The sequence below is a fragment of the Flavobacterium zepuense genome (assembly GCF_007097145.1).
GTDB classification, from domain to species: Bacteria; Bacteroidota; Bacteroidia; order Flavobacteriales; family Flavobacteriaceae; genus Flavobacterium; species Flavobacterium zepuense.
The window spans coordinates 50,002-64,851 of record NZ_VJVZ01000014.1 but is presented as its reverse complement, the minus strand read 5'-3'; the positions used below and the strand labels follow the sequence as shown (position 1 = coordinate 64,851).

General features: G+C 37.7%; 13 protein-coding genes and 1 tRNA gene. 5 read left to right on the top strand and 9 right to left on the bottom strand.

Annotation, left to right across the window (positions count from 1 at the left end; genetic code table 11):
- Positions 1–5: 5 nt before the first annotated feature.
- The 3 genes from FMM05_RS18490 to FMM05_RS18480 all read right to left on the bottom strand — a co-directional run bounded on the left by FMM05_RS18490 (position 6) and on the right by FMM05_RS18480 (position 4,317).
- On the bottom strand, positions 6–332 hold the full coding sequence (locus FMM05_RS18490) for a YtxH domain-containing protein (protein ID WP_143374913.1): 327 nt from the start codon (positions 330–332) through the stop codon (positions 6–8).
- A gap of 327 nt (positions 333–659) precedes the next feature.
- Positions 660–2,324 (bottom strand): family 43 glycosylhydrolase, encoded by a 1,665-nt coding sequence (locus FMM05_RS18485; protein ID WP_143374912.1) that lies wholly within the window; start codon positions 2,322–2,324, stop codon positions 660–662.
- 307 nt (positions 2,325–2,631) lie between these two features.
- The gene (locus tag FMM05_RS18480; RefSeq protein ID WP_143374911.1) at positions 2,632–4,317 is read right to left on the bottom strand and encodes a glutamine--tRNA ligase/YqeY domain fusion protein; all 1,686 of its coding nucleotides are present in this window, start codon (positions 4,315–4,317) and stop codon (positions 2,632–2,634) included.
- A 191-nt stretch (positions 4,318–4,508) separates the two neighbouring features.
- Between FMM05_RS18480 and folB the strand changes: the two genes are divergently transcribed.
- On the top strand, positions 4,509–4,868 hold the full coding sequence (folB, locus tag FMM05_RS18475; RefSeq protein ID WP_143374910.1) for a dihydroneopterin aldolase: 360 nt from the start codon (positions 4,509–4,511) through the stop codon (positions 4,866–4,868).
- An 11-nt stretch (positions 4,869–4,879) separates the two neighbouring features.
- Here folB and FMM05_RS18470 read toward each other — a convergent pair whose 3' ends face one another.
- A complete protein-coding gene (locus tag FMM05_RS18470; RefSeq protein ID WP_143374909.1) occupies positions 4,880–6,832 on the bottom strand; it encodes an LTA synthase family protein in 1,953 nt (650 codons plus the stop codon).
- 166 nt (positions 6,833–6,998) lie between these two features.
- Here FMM05_RS18470 and FMM05_RS18465 point away from each other — a divergent pair.
- Positions 6,999–7,069 (top strand) — tRNA-Cys (locus FMM05_RS18465).
- 55 nt (positions 7,070–7,124) lie between these two features.
- Here the strand turns inward: FMM05_RS18465 and FMM05_RS18460 are convergent.
- The 4 genes from FMM05_RS18460 to rnr form a co-directional block, all read right to left on the bottom strand.
- Positions 7,125–7,811 (bottom strand): LysE family translocator, encoded by a 687-nt coding sequence (locus FMM05_RS18460; RefSeq protein ID WP_143374908.1) that lies wholly within the window; start codon positions 7,809–7,811, stop codon positions 7,125–7,127.
- Positions 7,812–7,898: 87 nt separating this feature from the next.
- Positions 7,899–8,546: a head GIN domain-containing protein gene (locus FMM05_RS18455; protein ID WP_143374907.1), complete on the bottom strand. Its 648-nt coding sequence runs from the start codon at positions 8,544–8,546 to the stop codon at positions 7,899–7,901.
- 140 nt (positions 8,547–8,686) lie between these two features.
- Positions 8,687–9,355 (bottom strand): head GIN domain-containing protein, encoded by a 669-nt coding sequence (locus FMM05_RS18450; protein WP_143374906.1) that lies wholly within the window; start codon positions 9,353–9,355, stop codon positions 8,687–8,689.
- A 113-nt stretch (positions 9,356–9,468) separates the two neighbouring features.
- Complete coding sequence (rnr, locus tag FMM05_RS18445) at positions 9,469–11,655, bottom strand: ribonuclease R (protein ID WP_143374905.1); 2,187 nt, start codon at positions 11,653–11,655, stop codon at positions 9,469–9,471.
- A 119-nt stretch (positions 11,656–11,774) separates the two neighbouring features.
- On the opposite strand from rnr, the gene FMM05_RS18440 reads away from it, so the two are divergent.
- From FMM05_RS18440 to FMM05_RS18430, 3 genes are all read left to right on the top strand, one after another.
- Positions 11,775–12,014: a DUF2007 domain-containing protein gene (locus FMM05_RS18440; protein ID WP_143374904.1), complete on the top strand. Its 240-nt coding sequence runs from the start codon at positions 11,775–11,777 to the stop codon at positions 12,012–12,014.
- A 620-nt stretch (positions 12,015–12,634) separates the two neighbouring features.
- The gene (rpiB, locus tag FMM05_RS18435; RefSeq protein ID WP_143374903.1) at positions 12,635–13,063 is read left to right on the top strand and encodes a ribose 5-phosphate isomerase B; all 429 of its coding nucleotides are present in this window, start codon (positions 12,635–12,637) and stop codon (positions 13,061–13,063) included.
- Between the two features lie 324 nt (positions 13,064–13,387).
- Complete coding sequence (locus tag FMM05_RS18430) at positions 13,388–13,951, top strand: helix-turn-helix domain-containing protein (protein ID WP_143374902.1); 564 nt, start codon at positions 13,388–13,390, stop codon at positions 13,949–13,951.
- A 105-nt stretch (positions 13,952–14,056) separates the two neighbouring features.
- On the opposite strand, the gene FMM05_RS18425 is transcribed toward FMM05_RS18430, so the two are convergent.
- The gene (locus FMM05_RS18425; RefSeq protein ID WP_143374901.1) at positions 14,057–14,806 is read right to left on the bottom strand and encodes a hypothetical protein; all 750 of its coding nucleotides are present in this window, start codon (positions 14,804–14,806) and stop codon (positions 14,057–14,059) included.
- Between the last annotated feature and the right edge of the window lie 44 nt (positions 14,807–14,850).

The following is a 14,850-nucleotide window of genomic DNA, read 5'->3' as shown; positions in this document are numbered from 1 at the left end:
TTATATTATTTAGATGCTACGTCGGCACCTTTTTTAAGCTGCTCTAATTTTTTCTCTAAGGTAGCAATAATATCATCTGCTTTACCTTCTACATTGCTTACTAATGTATCAAGGCCGCTTTCAAGATCTTGTTTAGCGCCACCAAATTTACTTTTTACGGTTTCGGTAAGTTCAGCAAGTTTGTCTTTAATCTCATCTGCTTTGCTACCTACACCGTCTTTTATTTTTCTTCTTGTTTTAGCTCCCTCTTCAGGTGCAAATAAAATTCCTATTGCTGCACCTACTGCTGCGCCTGCAAGCACAGCTACTATTGTTCCTGTTTTACCAGCCATAATTATAATTTTTAAAATTAATATTTTTTGATTACTTCTTTAATTATTATAAAGGTATCTGATTTAATATTTGTAGGATGTTAATATGTAGTTAATTGAACGCTAAAGTATGTGAAAAAAGAAAATTAGCCGTTTTAAGCGTGTTTTAAAACCTCTGATGGCCTTATCATTTCCTACAAAAAATAATGCGTTACAATCAATTTTAGAGGGTCGTTTTTGATAGGTGGTGTCTATGTCTTTTTTAAATCAATAACTATTTTAAATAATAAAGCATTCTTATAATACACTCAAGTAATCATAAGAATGCTTTATATAAGCAGAGTAATATTAATTAACGATAAGCTTAGTTGTTTTAGTTTCCGATCCGTTTTCTAAATTCACAAAATAAATTCCTTTAGAAAAAGAAGAGATATCGATAGTATAACTAAACACTCCTGATTCTGTAATTCCTAAGTCCTGGGAATATACCGTTTGCCCGGACATATTAACAATAGCCAGTTTGGTATTGGCGGCAACATTGTCGTTGTTAACAATTTCAAACTGGTTACCGTTAACAGGGTTTGGCCACACATAAAAACTTTTGTTATTAACAGGTTCACTTGTTTCATCAGCATCGGTTAAATTACCCATTTTTGCAGTAGAACTGTTTATGTATTCTAATGTCCATTGCTGGTTAACACTAACATTACTATACCAAAACTGCAACACCGACCCATTGGTAGTAAGGCCACCGGTATCTATACATTTACCATTGCTCCTGTTAGTAAGTTTGTAATAAGGCCCGGCAGAGGTAATAGACCATTGTTGGTTAAAATTTGGGCTGCTATCCCACTGTGCCACAGCCGAACCATCGGCAGTATTGTTAACATTATCAAGGTACTTACCCCCCGAAACGCATTTTATTTTATAATAACCATCGGCATACGTTAGCACCCAACGCTGGTTGTTAGATGATCCTGACGCCCATTGTGCCACACCCGCGCCATTAACTGTAGAGCCTAAATTATCTAAATATTTAGCGCTGCCCCTATTTACCAGCTTATAGGTACCATTAGGCACAATCTGGCTGGCAGTACCCGCTACCGGCCAACCGTTTACAAAACTTAAAGTTGACGTCATTAACTTAGGGGCGCCATTATCATTACCATCATAAAAATGATAGCTAAGCCTTGATTCTCCGTACCCTACATGGCCAGGGCCTATGTACCTGCCGTTTTTATTGGGTAAAAAAGTAGTGCCTCCGTCATTCATAAGGCTAATGCCGTTTTGATCTAAAAACGGGCCTGTAATACTGGTAGAGCGCCCAACCTGTGTGTAGTACCCTGAGTTTACACCACTACAGCATAAACCCCTTTGAAAAAACACATAATAATAGCTGCCGTTCTTCATTATATAAGGAGCCTCTACACTACCGGCAACCAAATCCCAAAGGCTTGAGTTTAAACGTAATCCTGTGCTGGGGTTTAGCTGTATTAAATCAATACCCGTTTGCCAGTTACCATAAGCCATATACATGGTAGAACCATCTACAATAACCGATGGGTCTATGGCATTATTAGCTGCCACGATTATGCCTTTATCCGTCCACGGGCCAGAAAGATTAGGTGCGGTGGCAAGGCCAATAGCAGCCGCTGCACCATTGCCAGCGCAGGAGTAATAGCAATAGTAGGTATTGCCTATTTTAATTACTTCGGGCGCCCAAAAGTTACCCGCGAAACCCGATACGTAGTTAGCTATCCAGCCGGGCCACGTACCTATAGGAAAAACTGTATTTTCGTTTTGCCAGCTCGAAAAATTTGTGGTTGAAGAAGATATGGTATAAATACCATTACCGGTAGCAAAGTGCCAGTACCTGCCATCGTTATTTCTAACAGTACTGGATGGGTCGTGAATTCCCGGTTGTGCCCATAGGCAGCCGGTAATAGCTAATAAAGCAATAATAAACAATTGCTTAACTTTTTGTTGAGCGGAATAATTGGTTTGATTTTTCATAAAATAAAAAGGTTTGATTAACACTATAGTTGCAACACCGCAATTATTGAGGTATCGTTTCACTAAAAAACTGAATGGTAATTAGGGGCGGCTAAGCAATTACTCATTTCGGCATTAAATCATCCTTTTCATTGTAACATGATAAGATATAAATAATAAGTGTATTATTTACATTTGTAAATTTAGTAAATTAAATAATATAATTACGATAACGTTTGAAATATTTTAAAGAGCATTATAAAATATCTCAAAAAACAAAAAAACTCCCACTATTAGCAGGAGTTTTTAATAATCTATGTAAATATTGTTATTCTTTGCTTTCTACTTTTGCCCAGGTATCACGAAGGCCAACCGTCTTGTTAAAAACGAGCTGCTCTGCATTAGTATCTTTATCTACACAAAAATATCCAAGGCGCTGAAACTGAAAACGCTCACCTGATTCGGCACTTTTAAGGCTTGGCTCTAAATAACCGGTTATAACCTGTAACGAGTTAGGGTTAATGTATTCTTTAAAGTCTACATCTTTATCACCATCCGGGTTTTCGTGAGTAAATAACCTGTCGTATATCCTAACTTCTGCCTTAACAGCATGCGGTACAGATACCCAGTGCAGGGTGCCTTTTACTTTACGCTGGCTTGCCTCGCTACCGCTGCCACTGCGGGTATCAGGATCATAAGTAGCATGAATTTCGATAATATTGCCATCAACATCTTTTACAACACTTTCGCCTTTAATAATATAGGCGTTTTTAAGGCGCACTTCTTTACCAAGGGTTAAACGGAAGTATTTGTTGTTAGCATTCTCCATAAAGTCTTCCTTCTCTATGTACAGTTCCCTGCTAAAAGGAACTTCCCTAAAACCGGCCGACTCGTCTTCCGGATTATTTTCGGCTTCAAGCCATTCTTCTTTACCTTCAGGATAGTTGGTAATTACCAATTTAACCGGGTCTAAAACAGCCATTACACGTGGTGCCGTTTTATTTAGGTCTTCCCTAAGGCAAAATTCTAATAACGATACATCTATAAGGTTCTGGCGTTTTGCAATGCCAATGGTATCGGCAAAATTACGGATAGAAGCCGGTGTAAAACCCCTTCTCCTCATACCGCTAATGGTGCTCATACGCGGGTCGTCCCAACCGGTAACGTGTTTTTCCTGAACCAATTGCATAAGCTTACGCTTACTAACAACGGTGTGGCTAAGGTTACGGCGGGCAAACTCACGCTGTTTAGGGCGTGTGGTTTTATTATCATAAATCTGGTCTAAGAACCAGTCGTATAATTCTCTGTGAGGTAAAAACTCCAGCGTACAAAGTGAATGTGATATCTGCTCTATATAATCGCTTTCACCATGTGCCCAGTCGTACATTGGGTATATCGACCATTTTACGCCCGTACGGTGGTGGTGCTTGTGCAATATGCGGTACATAATAGGGTCGCGCATAAGCATGTTGGTAGATGCCATATCTATCTTAGCCCTAAGCACGTAAGTACCTTCTTCAAACTCACCATTTCTCATTTTCTCAAAAAGGTCCAGGTTTTCCTGAACGGAACGATCCCTGTTAGGGCTGTTAGTACCCGGCTGCGTAGGTGTGCCTTTTTGTTTGGCCATATCTTCGCTGCTCTGGCTATCAACATAAGCCACTCCCCTTTTAATAAATTCAACCGCCCAGTCATACAACTCCTGAAAATAATCAGAGGCATAACGCTCTTCGGCCCAGGTATAACCCAGCCATTCTACGTCTTTTTTAATGGCATCTACAAATTCCTGCTCTTCTTTGGCAGGGTTAGTATCATCAAAACGCAGGTTTACAGGTGCATTATAACGCAGGCCAAGGCCAAAATTAAGGCATATTGCACTGGCATGGCCTACGTGCAGGTAACCGTTAGGCTCCGGTGGGAAACGAAAACGCAGTTTATCTGCCGGTAAGCCGTTAGACAGGTCTTCTTCTATAATTTGTTCAATAAAATTCAGCGATCGCTCTTCAGTTGACATAGCTTTTGTAAATAAGATTGCAAAGGTAATTAAATAGTCCTAAAGTCTATAAAGTCATAAAGTGGAAAGTCTATAAAGATTAGAGCAAATACTATGATTTATTTACCGATGCAATTCTTTACGACTTTATGACCTTAGACTTTATGACTTCTTGTAACTTTGCCACTCCGCTACTTAGAAACTAAAATAAAATGGGAATTATAAAATTAAAGAACATACGCACTTTTTCGTACCACGGCTGCCTGGTAGAAGAAAGCAAAATAGGGTCGGATTATTCGGTTGACCTTGAGATTAAAGCCGACCTGAGAAAATCGATGGATAGCGATGAGCTTGAAGATACCGTTGATTACGTGCACCTTAATAAAATTGTGATGGAAGAAATGGCCATCCGGTCTAAACTATTGGAGCATGTGGCCAAACGCATTGTACAACGGGTGTTTAATGAGTTGCCACAGGTATCGCAAATTATATTAGCCGTATCTAAACTTAACCCGCCCATAGGTGGCGATGTACAGGCAGTTACCATTCAGCTTGAAGAATACAGGGCATAAAAAAAAACCGGCTAATTGCCGGTATCTTTTTTATGTGGTATGGTGTAGGTTCCATCATTATACAAATTATAGGCTGCCGTAACGTGAGCCAGGGCATCTTTAGCCAGCTCAGGGTCTAAAGGTACAGGGGTCATTTCGGTATCGTTTATCATTTTAAACTGCAATGGTGCTTTAAAAGGCTGCATTATAACCACCTGGTCTTCTACCCTAAAGGCATTAATATCATGAAACTGCATGATAGACCTGCCTTTTACAGCATCGTTTAATTTAAAGATATCGCGGCCGGCCATAGGAGTTTGCACCCGTATCCCTGCAATGTCTAATAAAGAAGGCGCAATATCTATCTGGCTGCACAATTTGCTGTATTTACTGCCTTTAACCACATTAGGCCCAATTATTAATGCCGGGATGTGGAATTTATTTACCGGTACCAGATTTTTACCATAGGTACGGGTGTTATGATCGGCTATTACAACAAAAATGGTGTTTTTAAAATAAGCTTCTTTTTTAGCGAGCTCAAAAAATTTACCTATCGAGAAATCGGCATATTTAATAGCATTATTAACCGTAGTTTTTTGTTTATCATGAAGTTGTATGCGTCCGTCTGGAAATTCAAAAGGTTCGTGGTTAGATGTAGAGAACATTAACGAAAAGAACGGTTTGCCGCCCTGCTTTTTAAAATAATCGTTTGCTTTGGTAACCAGGTCTTCATCGCTATAGCCCCAGGTGCCTTTAAAAGCATATTTGTTGCCATCGGCATCAAAATCCTCTTCATCTACAATATCTTCAAAACCATTACCATTAAAAAACGATGCCATATTATCAAAATTAGCCATACCACCATAAATAAAACTGGTATCGTAACCCCTTTGTTTAAAAAGATCGGCCAGGGTATAAAAACCTGACTGCGATTTACTAAGCTTAACCACACTTTCTGACGGTGATGGTAAAAACCCGGTAACTACAGCCTCTATACCCCTTACACTACGGGTGCCTGTACAATAAAGGTTAGTAAACAAAAGGCCTTCTTTAGTTAGCTTATCAAACTCAGGCGTAAGCGGCAAACCACCAAGGCTGCCCACATATTCCGCACCCAGGCTTTCCTGCAAAAAGATAACTACATTATATTTCTGGTTGCTAAGGCTATCGGGCAACTGGTTATGTAATAATGGCTTAGAAGCATCGGTAAAATCTGTCGGTTGTGCCGTCATGTATTTTTTTACACGGTTATAGGCCTCTTCCTTATCCATCTTACCGTACATTTTTTTAGCGTCACCTTCATTTTTTAAACAGTATCCCGCAAAGGCAACAGTATAAAACGAATTTAAGCCCATGCAATTGGTAAGCTGATCATACGAAAAAACGGCGTTACTTGCGTTTATAGGCCTTTTTGAGGTTAAGCTGGACCTTGCTCCAAAAAACAAGAGAAAACCCGCCAGAGGGAAGATAATCAGCCTTGATTTGTAAGATACGTAAGGTACTGCAAAAAGCTTCTTCCTGGTTTTTACCAATGCATAAATAAAGCCAGATACCACTACAACCGCTATGATTATTGATGGCAGGTAGCTTTTAAACAGCGTACCCACTACTTCTTTAGGATACATTAAGTAATCTAAAAATATCCTGTTGGGCCTGGTATCATATTGCTGTATAAAGTTTGGGCTTGCAAGCTCCATAAACAAAAGCAGCACTAAGAACAGAGTGTAGTAAAAATTTAAAAAACCTTTGTAATACCTGCTAAAACGCGCCGGTACAAAGGTTATAATTGCAAAAGGAAGAAAAGAAAGGTAGCATAACAGTATGAGGTCGAACCGTATACCTATGGGGAAAACTTTCCAATACTGAGGGGTATCTAATATCCTGCTGCTAAAAATTGAAAACAGGATAATCCTGCTCAGGGTTGTTATAATTAATCCTATTACTATAAAATTAAAAACAGATTTTAGGTACCACAGTCTTTTCATTAAAATATCTTATAAATTTTTGCGAATATAAATTTATTTTTAGATAATTTTAACATTATAAAATTCTTAAGCCAATCTTAAGAAAGATAAAATTTGAATGTAAATTAATTTCAATTTACTTGCGTTACTGCAAAATATATGTAAATTTGCCAACCGTTACAAGAATGGCATCTTGGCCGAGTGGCTAGGCAGAGGTCTGCAAAACCTCGTACAGCGGTTCGAATCCGCTAGATGCCTCTTAAAACAAAAAACCCGCTAAATTAGCGGGTTTTTTTATGTCTAAATTTTTGGTTTAGTTCTGATTTTCAAATTTTTGTATTGTAGAGTTCAGTTCTTTAGGGAAAGACCCCTGTACCAGTAAAGCGATACCAAATATCATAAGTATAATGCTTATACCCTGCTTTATTTTCATGATGTTACCCATGGTAAGCTTGCTCCTTAACTGCTTGGCAAGCATTATTTTACCAATATCTATTATAAAATAAGTACCAATTACCGATGTAAAGAATACAAACATTCGGGATGGTTTAAGATCCAGCTGCGGGCCCCAGGTAATAATGATACCCAACCAGAACAGCAATACTCCAATATTGATAAAATTAAGCAGGAAACCCTTTGCAAACAGGCTAAAGTAGTTGGTTCGCGTTTTACTTATAATGTCTTTTGCGGCATCGTCTACCAGCTCATTCTTGTTAGATTTATTAATCTTTAAGAACGATATAATACCGTAGGTAAGCATAATAATGCCTCCAAAAATAAAGAGTCCCGGCTCATCTTTAATCTTTTCTAGTAATTTATAGCTGCTAAAATAAGCTATAAGTATAAAAACAACATCAGATGTAACCGCACCAAGATCAAAAGCAATAGCCGCTTTAAAGCCTTTTAGTACGCTGGTTTCCAGCAATACAAAAAAAACTGCACCCGGCATTACGCTTAAAAAAAATCCTAACGGAATGGCCTTTAAAATATCGTGTAACATTAATTGCGTTTAGTGACTGCAAGTTACCATTTTAAATTTAAATTAAAAAAAGGCCTTAATAATTACATTTTATTTAACTGAAAAGGGTTATTTAACAAGCTCTATTTTAGCATCATCTCCTTTAACCTCGTTTACTTTTTTAGGGTTGCCGTATATTTTAAGTGAAGCGTCAGACGATGCAGTAGCATTCACAGTGTCTTTTACGGTAATATCTGCCGTAGCATCAGATGACAGCTCTACATTAGTATTTTCAGTAACCAGGCTTTTCGCATGTAATTGTGCATCAGATGATAGCGTTACAGCATGATCTTTAGCTTTACCGGTAAGGGTTATTTGTGCATCAGAATCAGCTTCTGTATTCAGTTTTTTTACATTTATCTTAAGGTTTACTTTTGCATCTGCATTGGCCTTAATGTTTAGGTTATTCGATTTTATTTCATCACCTCCCTCAATTTCAGCATCTGCCTGTAAGGAGATATTTTCCAGTACATCTTTATAATACAAGGTCAGCCTAAGGTCAGGGCCGTTAAGTGAAAGGGTTCCACCGGCATTATTTATCTGTAGTTCCTCTTCTTCACCGCTTTCTATAACAAGCTTATTTTCTTTAGATTGTACCAGTTTAACCTTAACATCAGGCCCTATAGTAAGGCTTTTAAAAGGTTTAAGATCAGTCGTTTTTTGGGCTGAAGCCAGGCTAAATACAGCCAGGGCTGCTGTTACGTATAATGCTTTCATGAGTAATAATGTTTAGTATGATTAATTTGTTCATGGTAAAGACTGCACTTTTTTTTGAACGTTACAGTTTTGCTCAAAAAAAAAACCTCTTAAGAATTGTATCTTAAGAGGTTACTACTGTATTGTTACGATAAAAAGTATTATTTAATAACGTTTATTTTCCCACCGGCCGATGTTTTCTGGTTAACCTGTTTTGGCGATCCAAAAACATCTATAGTACCACCGGCAGTGGTTTTAGCATCCACAAAATCAGAGGCATACACATCGGCTTCTCCACCTGCGGTAATGCCTACGGTAGTTTGTTTTGTTTCGAGACTTTTAGCTTTTAAGATACCACCCGATGTTACCGTAGCAGCATGGTTATCAGCCGATCCCGTTAACTCCAGTATACCGCCAGATGCTGCTTTCGACTTAAGTTTCTGAACCTCAAAGTTTAATTTGATAGTAGAACCTTCTTTAGCATTTACCTCAAAAGCAGTGCTTTTAAAGGTGTCAGACGATCCTACATATGCACCTTCGCTGGCTTCTACCACATCTACGCTTTTGTAGTAAACGGTAGCGTCAATGTTCTCACCCTGAAGTATCTTGGTAAGCTTCATACGTATTTTAAGGTCGTTGTTTTTAGTAACTACCTCTACATCATTAGAGCCTTCGCCCCTTAAAACTATCTTATTTTCAGTGCTCTTAACCAGGGTAACGTTAATTTTATCAAATACACGTACAGTACTAAAATCGCCCAGGTTTTTAGTTACCTGTGCCGCTATAAACTGGCTTACACCTAAAAAGGCTATTAAAATTACTTTTTTCATTTTTGAATTTATTTTTGATTATTTGATGATATTCTAATTCGTCTTAAAGACGATAAAAAACGCTTAATATTTCACTTTCGGACTTTGAGATTCTATACAAAACGCAATTTTTACTATTCGTTTTTACGCAGGTAGGTAAAGTCGAGCTGTTTTTTAACCAGGTCGGCATTTTTAACTTTAACAAAAACCTCGTCGCCCAGCTGTAAGAGCGTTTTAGTAACCTCCCCTACCAAGGCATACTGTTTTTCGTCAAATGTGTAGTAGTCATCTTTAATTTCGCGTATGCGGCACATACCCTCACACTTGTTCGATACAATCTCTACATAAATACCCCACTCAGTAACGCCCGATATAACCCCAAGGAATTCTTCGTCCTTATGGTCCAGCATGTATTTAACCTGCATGTACTTAATACTGTCACGCTCTGCATTGGCAGCCAGCCCTTCCATGTTAGAAGAGTGGTTACACTGCTCTTCGTACACCTCTTCATCTACCGATGCGCCTCCGTCCAGGTAATGCTGTAACAATCTATGTGCCATAACATCCGGGTAACGGCGTATGGGCGATGTAAAATGCGAATAGTAATCAAACGCAAGCCCATAGTGCCCTATGTTCTCTGTTGAATATTTAGCCTTGCTCATGGTTCTTATGGCAAGGGTATCTACAAGGTTCTGCTCTTTTTTACCCTGAACTTCAGTTAGTAAGTTATTCAACGATTTTGATATATCGCCCTTAGATTTAAAGTCGATCTTATAACCAAACTTAGATATAACCGTTTGCAGGTTAATAAGCTTATCTTGGTCAGGCTCATCGTGAATACGGTATACAAATGTTTTCTTAGGTTTTTGTTTACCAATAAATTCAGCCACCTTACGGTTGGCTAAAAGCATAAATTCCTCAATAAGGTGATTGGCATCCTTAGCCACTTTAAAGAACACACCTATAGGCTCTGCGGCTTCGTTAAGGTTGAATTTAACCTCTACCTTATCAAAAGATATGGCACCATTAGCCATCCTCTTTTTACGAAGTACTTTAGATAACTCATTAAGCTTTAAGGTAGCGAACTGAATTTCGGGCGAAACGGTATACTCAGCACCGGTTAAGGATATTTCAGCCGGTATGGTATTGCCTTCGGTTTCTATAATATGCTGTGCTTCTTCATAAGCAAAACGCTGGTCGGAATATATAACCGTACGGCCAAACCACTGGTTTCTTACCTCTGCATTTTCACTGATCTCAAATATGGCAGAGAACGTATATTTCTCTTCATTTGGACGCAATGAACACGCAAAGTTACTCAGTACTTCCGGAAGCATGGGTACTACCCTGTCTACCAGGTAAACCGATGTTGCCCTTTGGTAAGCTTCGGCGTCCAGTATGGTACCTTCCTGCAGGTAGTACGATACATCTGCAATATGAATACCTACTTCATAATTACCGTTCTCCAGTTTTTGGAACGATAGCGCATCATCAAAATCCTTGGCATCCTTCGGGTCAATCGTAAAGGTTAATACATTACGCATATCCCTTCGCCTTGCAATCTCTTCCGGATGAATCTCAGTATCAATTTTTTGTGCAAATACCTCTACATCAATAGGAAAATCATACGGTAAACCATATTCGGCCAATATCGCATGAATTTCGGTATTGTGTTCTCCCGGGCGGCCCAGTACACGGATCACTTCACCAAAAGGGCTGTCGGCTTTAGCAGGCCAGTCGTCCATCTTAACAAGCACAACATCACCGTTCTCGGCATTGCCCAGTTTGTTCTTAGGGATAAAAATATCGGTATACATTTTTGCATTGGCCGTACTTACAAAAGCAAAATTCTTTTGTATGTCTATAACGCCTACAAACTCTGTTTTAAATCGTTCAATTACTTCAACAACCTCACCTTCGGGCCTCCTGCCCTTTCTCCTGTTGTATATATATACCTTAACCTTATCTTTATCAAGGGCTTTGTTAAGGTTATTGGTGGGTATAAATACATCTTCTTCCAGCTCAGGCGAAACAAAATAGGCTGTTTTCCTGCTGGTCATGTCAATCTTTCCTTCTACATAGTCAGCTTTAGATACTACAGTATACTTGCCTTTTTCTATCTCCTCAATCTTTTCCCTTCCGGCCAGCAGCTTAAGTTCTTTTATGATCTCGTTCCTGCTCTGGGTGTCGGTAAGCTCCAGCACTGCTGCTATTTGCTTGTAATTAAATGATTTATTGGGATCTTTAGCGAGTATCTTATAAATTTTTGCAGAAAAGTCTTTTTCCTTTTTTGCCGACGGTTTTCCGTTTCTCTTACTCATACATTTTTTAAAATAATGCTGAAATTTACAAATAACAAATAGATTTGTAAGCCCCTTTAATGAAATAATAACTTTTAAATGGCTACATTTATACATATATTACTTAATAATATGCTGACATGAAACAATTTATAACAGCAGCAGTTTTTACCTACCCGCATGAAATTGCCATACTAAAACACATATTACAGGATGCCGGCCTGCAGTTTTACTTTGAAAACGAAACCATGCTAACCGTTGTACCCATGTATGCCCACGCCCTGGGTGGCATTAAACTTAAAGTACACCCCAACGACCTTGATACAGTAAACCGCATCCTTACAGCATTTGACAAAGACAACAATTTAAAAATTGTCTGAAAAAAATTCAATCTTCAAAATTGTTATCAACACTTATTAATAACAACAATTCTTTTTTTTAAAATTTATAAAATTTATGGTGGTTATTATAGCGTGTTAATAACCGGTATAACTTTTTACGATAATCGCTGTATTGGCAGTTATACAATTTTATACAAATGTTTCAACAATGTTAAGAGAATGTAAACAAATATAAATGAGTTGTTTTCGTAATTTTCGCCAACACTTATTAACAATGGTTAAAAGGTTATTTACATTAAAAATGTTCACTAAAACCTTTGTTAATTTGTGTTAATAAATCCTACTCAGGGTCTGATAACTTCTAAGCAAAATTCTAAAAATAAAGTTGCAGGATTGATTTACGTTTTGCATTATAAAAATTAGCTTACGATGGCAAAAAATCTTTCTTTTTTGATTGTATAGTTATCAACAAAGTTGGTTAATTCTTATCTCCTTTGTTTTCAATGGCTTTCAATAGTTACTAACAATGTAGTTTTTTAACAGTTTTTATAGTATCTTAAACGCACGTGCACCTACCTGTAAAGCATTAAAATTGCCCTCTTTATTGCTGTATTACAGTTTGTTTGATACCTTTGTACTGCAAAATAACACACATTTTTATGAAAATTTCTATTGGTAACGACCACGCCGGGCCTGACTATAAAAAAGCCATTGTAAAACATCTTGAAGCAAAAGGTATTGAAGTGATAAACCATGGTACCGATACTACCGATAGTGTAGACTATCCTGATTTTGTACACCCGGTTGCCACCGATGTAGAGAATGGTGCGGTAGATCTTGGCATCATCATTTGCGGAAGCGGAAACGGTGCTGCCATTACGGCCAACAAACACCAAAAAATCAGGGCGGCCCTGTGCTGGACCAAAGAAATTTCGGCGCTTGCGCGCCAACACAATAATGCAAATATTATAAGCATCCCGGCACGCTATACATCCATACAACAGGCTATAGAAATGGTGGATACTTTTCTTGATACCCCTTTTGAAGGTGGCCGCCACCAAACAAGGGTTGATAAAATGTCGTGCTAAGTATTTAGCTAATTATCATAAAAATTCCGCCTCATGGGCGGAATTTTTATATGCGTTTTCCACAAAATTATACACAGCCTCCTGTTCTTTGTAAGGCAATAAGTTGTTAATAGTTAGCAAAAACCTTTGTGAAACTTCGTGAAAAATCCTTTGTGCCTTTGTGGTAAATTTTTTTTCTCATCTTTGTTTTAAATGTAAATAAGGAAACAAAAACCCTTTATTTACAGGCTTTAGGCACAAATGCCGTAAAAATGCCGTAGCAAAACCGCTACAACGGGCATAGCTGCGGCGGTAATTTTGCCTAAACTTTTAAACAAAATCATTATGACAACCATTGGCAAAAAAATTAGTGGGATCAGGAAACAAAAAGGGCTAACGCAAGAGGAGTTATCCGACCTTTCTAAAATAAATTTGCGCACCTTACAGCGTATAGAAAAAGACGAAACCGAACCCCGCGGCAACACCCTGAGCGGCATCTGTACCGCCTTGGGCATAAACATAGAAGACATACTTGATTACGGTAAGATAGAAGACAAAAGCTACATTATGTACCTGCACCTTTCGGTACTGGGGGGCGTGTTAATACCCTTTGGCAACATTATCCTGCCACTTATTTTATGGCTCAACAAACGCGACAGGATTGTTGAGGTGCATAATCAAGGTTCCAATATTTTAAACTTCCAAATAGTGTGGGCGATAGTTACCAATATAGTATTTGGTATCTATGTTACATCAAAAATTTTGAAAGGCGAATTTTATAATGGCTTTGCTTATGCTACAATAGTACTGTATGCCATTAACTTCTTCTACCCTATTTACGTGGCGATACGTATAAAAACTGGCACCCTTAAAAACTTTTACTGGGCACCGATTAGGTTTGTGAGATAGTAGAAAAAGAGCTGGCGCGGGCATCTTGCCCGTGCCTTATAATTTAGTTTGGGTACGAGCGTGATGTTGCACTATTTGCTTGGAAATTATATACTACAGAATTTACTAATGTTTAAGTTCTGTCTTTTTTAATTCTTCAATAATACTAATCTTTCGTCTGTATATATCTTTAGCTACTATTTTATTATCATCTATAGAGTCTAGAACTTTAATTTGTTCATCAAGTAAATCATATTGAAGCTGATTTGTGAAAACTTGTATTTCGTGTTGTAATTGATCAAAAGTGTAGCCTAAAAAAGGTATATTTTCATCTTCCGATTTTCTCTTTTTCCAGTTTTCTATAGCGAGATTACATATTTCATTAAATTTCATAACTGATTGAGAGTTAACAAACCTTTTCATTTCTTCCTCAGCACCTTTACTATATTCAAATTTTAACAAGATGAGCTTACCAAGAACACTTTTCCACAGATTGAAAAAAGACGTCTGATACATTATTTCCGCATTATTTTCTTGTACAGGATAATTTGTCTTTAAATATTTTAAACCTTCTGGAAAGTCTTTGGATAAATCCAAAAAACAACTGCAATTTGGATTATGTATAAACTGATTCCTAATTTCCATAAACTTAATCATTCCTGCATAATCAGCTTTTTCAATATCTTCCAAATCATATAAGAGGTCAATTTTATTTTTCAACGATAGACTACTAGATTTATTTCCAAGAGTCTTTGAGTCGGGTTTAATTGTCCTGAAAAGATATACTAAAACATTTGACGCAGCTTCTTCAACCCTGATTGAACTAATTAGGATGTTACTTCTTAAATCTTTATTATAATCTTTTACTTTTTTCATCGAAATTAAATTAGCCTCTAACCTACAAAAAAATCCCACCTAAA

Bases quoted from the DNA above. Each gene is read 5' to 3' on its own strand.
- FMM05_RS18480 (WP_143374911.1), bottom strand. From the start codon at position 4,317: ATGTCAACTGAAGAGCGATCGCTGAATTTTATTGAACAAATTATAGAA.
- FMM05_RS18455 (WP_143374907.1), bottom strand. From the start codon at position 8,546: ATGAAAGCATTATACGTAACAGCAGCCCTGGCTGTATTTAGCCTGGCT.
- FMM05_RS18490 (WP_143374913.1), bottom strand. From the start codon at position 332: ATGGCTGGTAAAACAGGAACAATAGTAGCTGTGCTTGCAGGCGCAGCA.
- FMM05_RS18470 (WP_143374909.1), bottom strand. From the start codon at position 6,832: ATGAAAAGACTGTGGTACCTAAAATCTGTTTTTAATTTTATAGTAATA.
- FMM05_RS18460 (WP_143374908.1), bottom strand. From the start codon at position 7,811: ATGTTACACGATATTTTAAAGGCCATTCCGTTAGGATTTTTTTTAAGC.
- rnr (WP_143374905.1), bottom strand. From the start codon at position 11,655: ATGAGTAAGAGAAACGGAAAACCGTCGGCAAAAAAGGAAAAAGACTTT.
- rpiB (WP_143374903.1), top strand. From the start codon at position 12,635: ATGAAAATTTCTATTGGTAACGACCACGCCGGGCCTGACTATAAAAAA.
- folB (WP_143374910.1), top strand. From the start codon at position 4,509: ATGGGAATTATAAAATTAAAGAACATACGCACTTTTTCGTACCACGGC.
- FMM05_RS18450 (WP_143374906.1), bottom strand. From the start codon at position 9,355: ATGAAAAAAGTAATTTTAATAGCCTTTTTAGGTGTAAGCCAGTTTATA.
- FMM05_RS18430 (WP_143374902.1), top strand. From the start codon at position 13,388: ATGACAACCATTGGCAAAAAAATTAGTGGGATCAGGAAACAAAAAGGG.
- FMM05_RS18425 (WP_143374901.1), bottom strand. From the start codon at position 14,806: ATGAAAAAAGTAAAAGATTATAATAAAGATTTAAGAAGTAACATCCTA.
- FMM05_RS18440 (WP_143374904.1), top strand. From the start codon at position 11,775: ATGAAACAATTTATAACAGCAGCAGTTTTTACCTACCCGCATGAAATT.
- FMM05_RS18485 (WP_143374912.1), bottom strand. From the start codon at position 2,324: ATGAAAAATCAAACCAATTATTCCGCTCAACAAAAAGTTAAGCAATTG.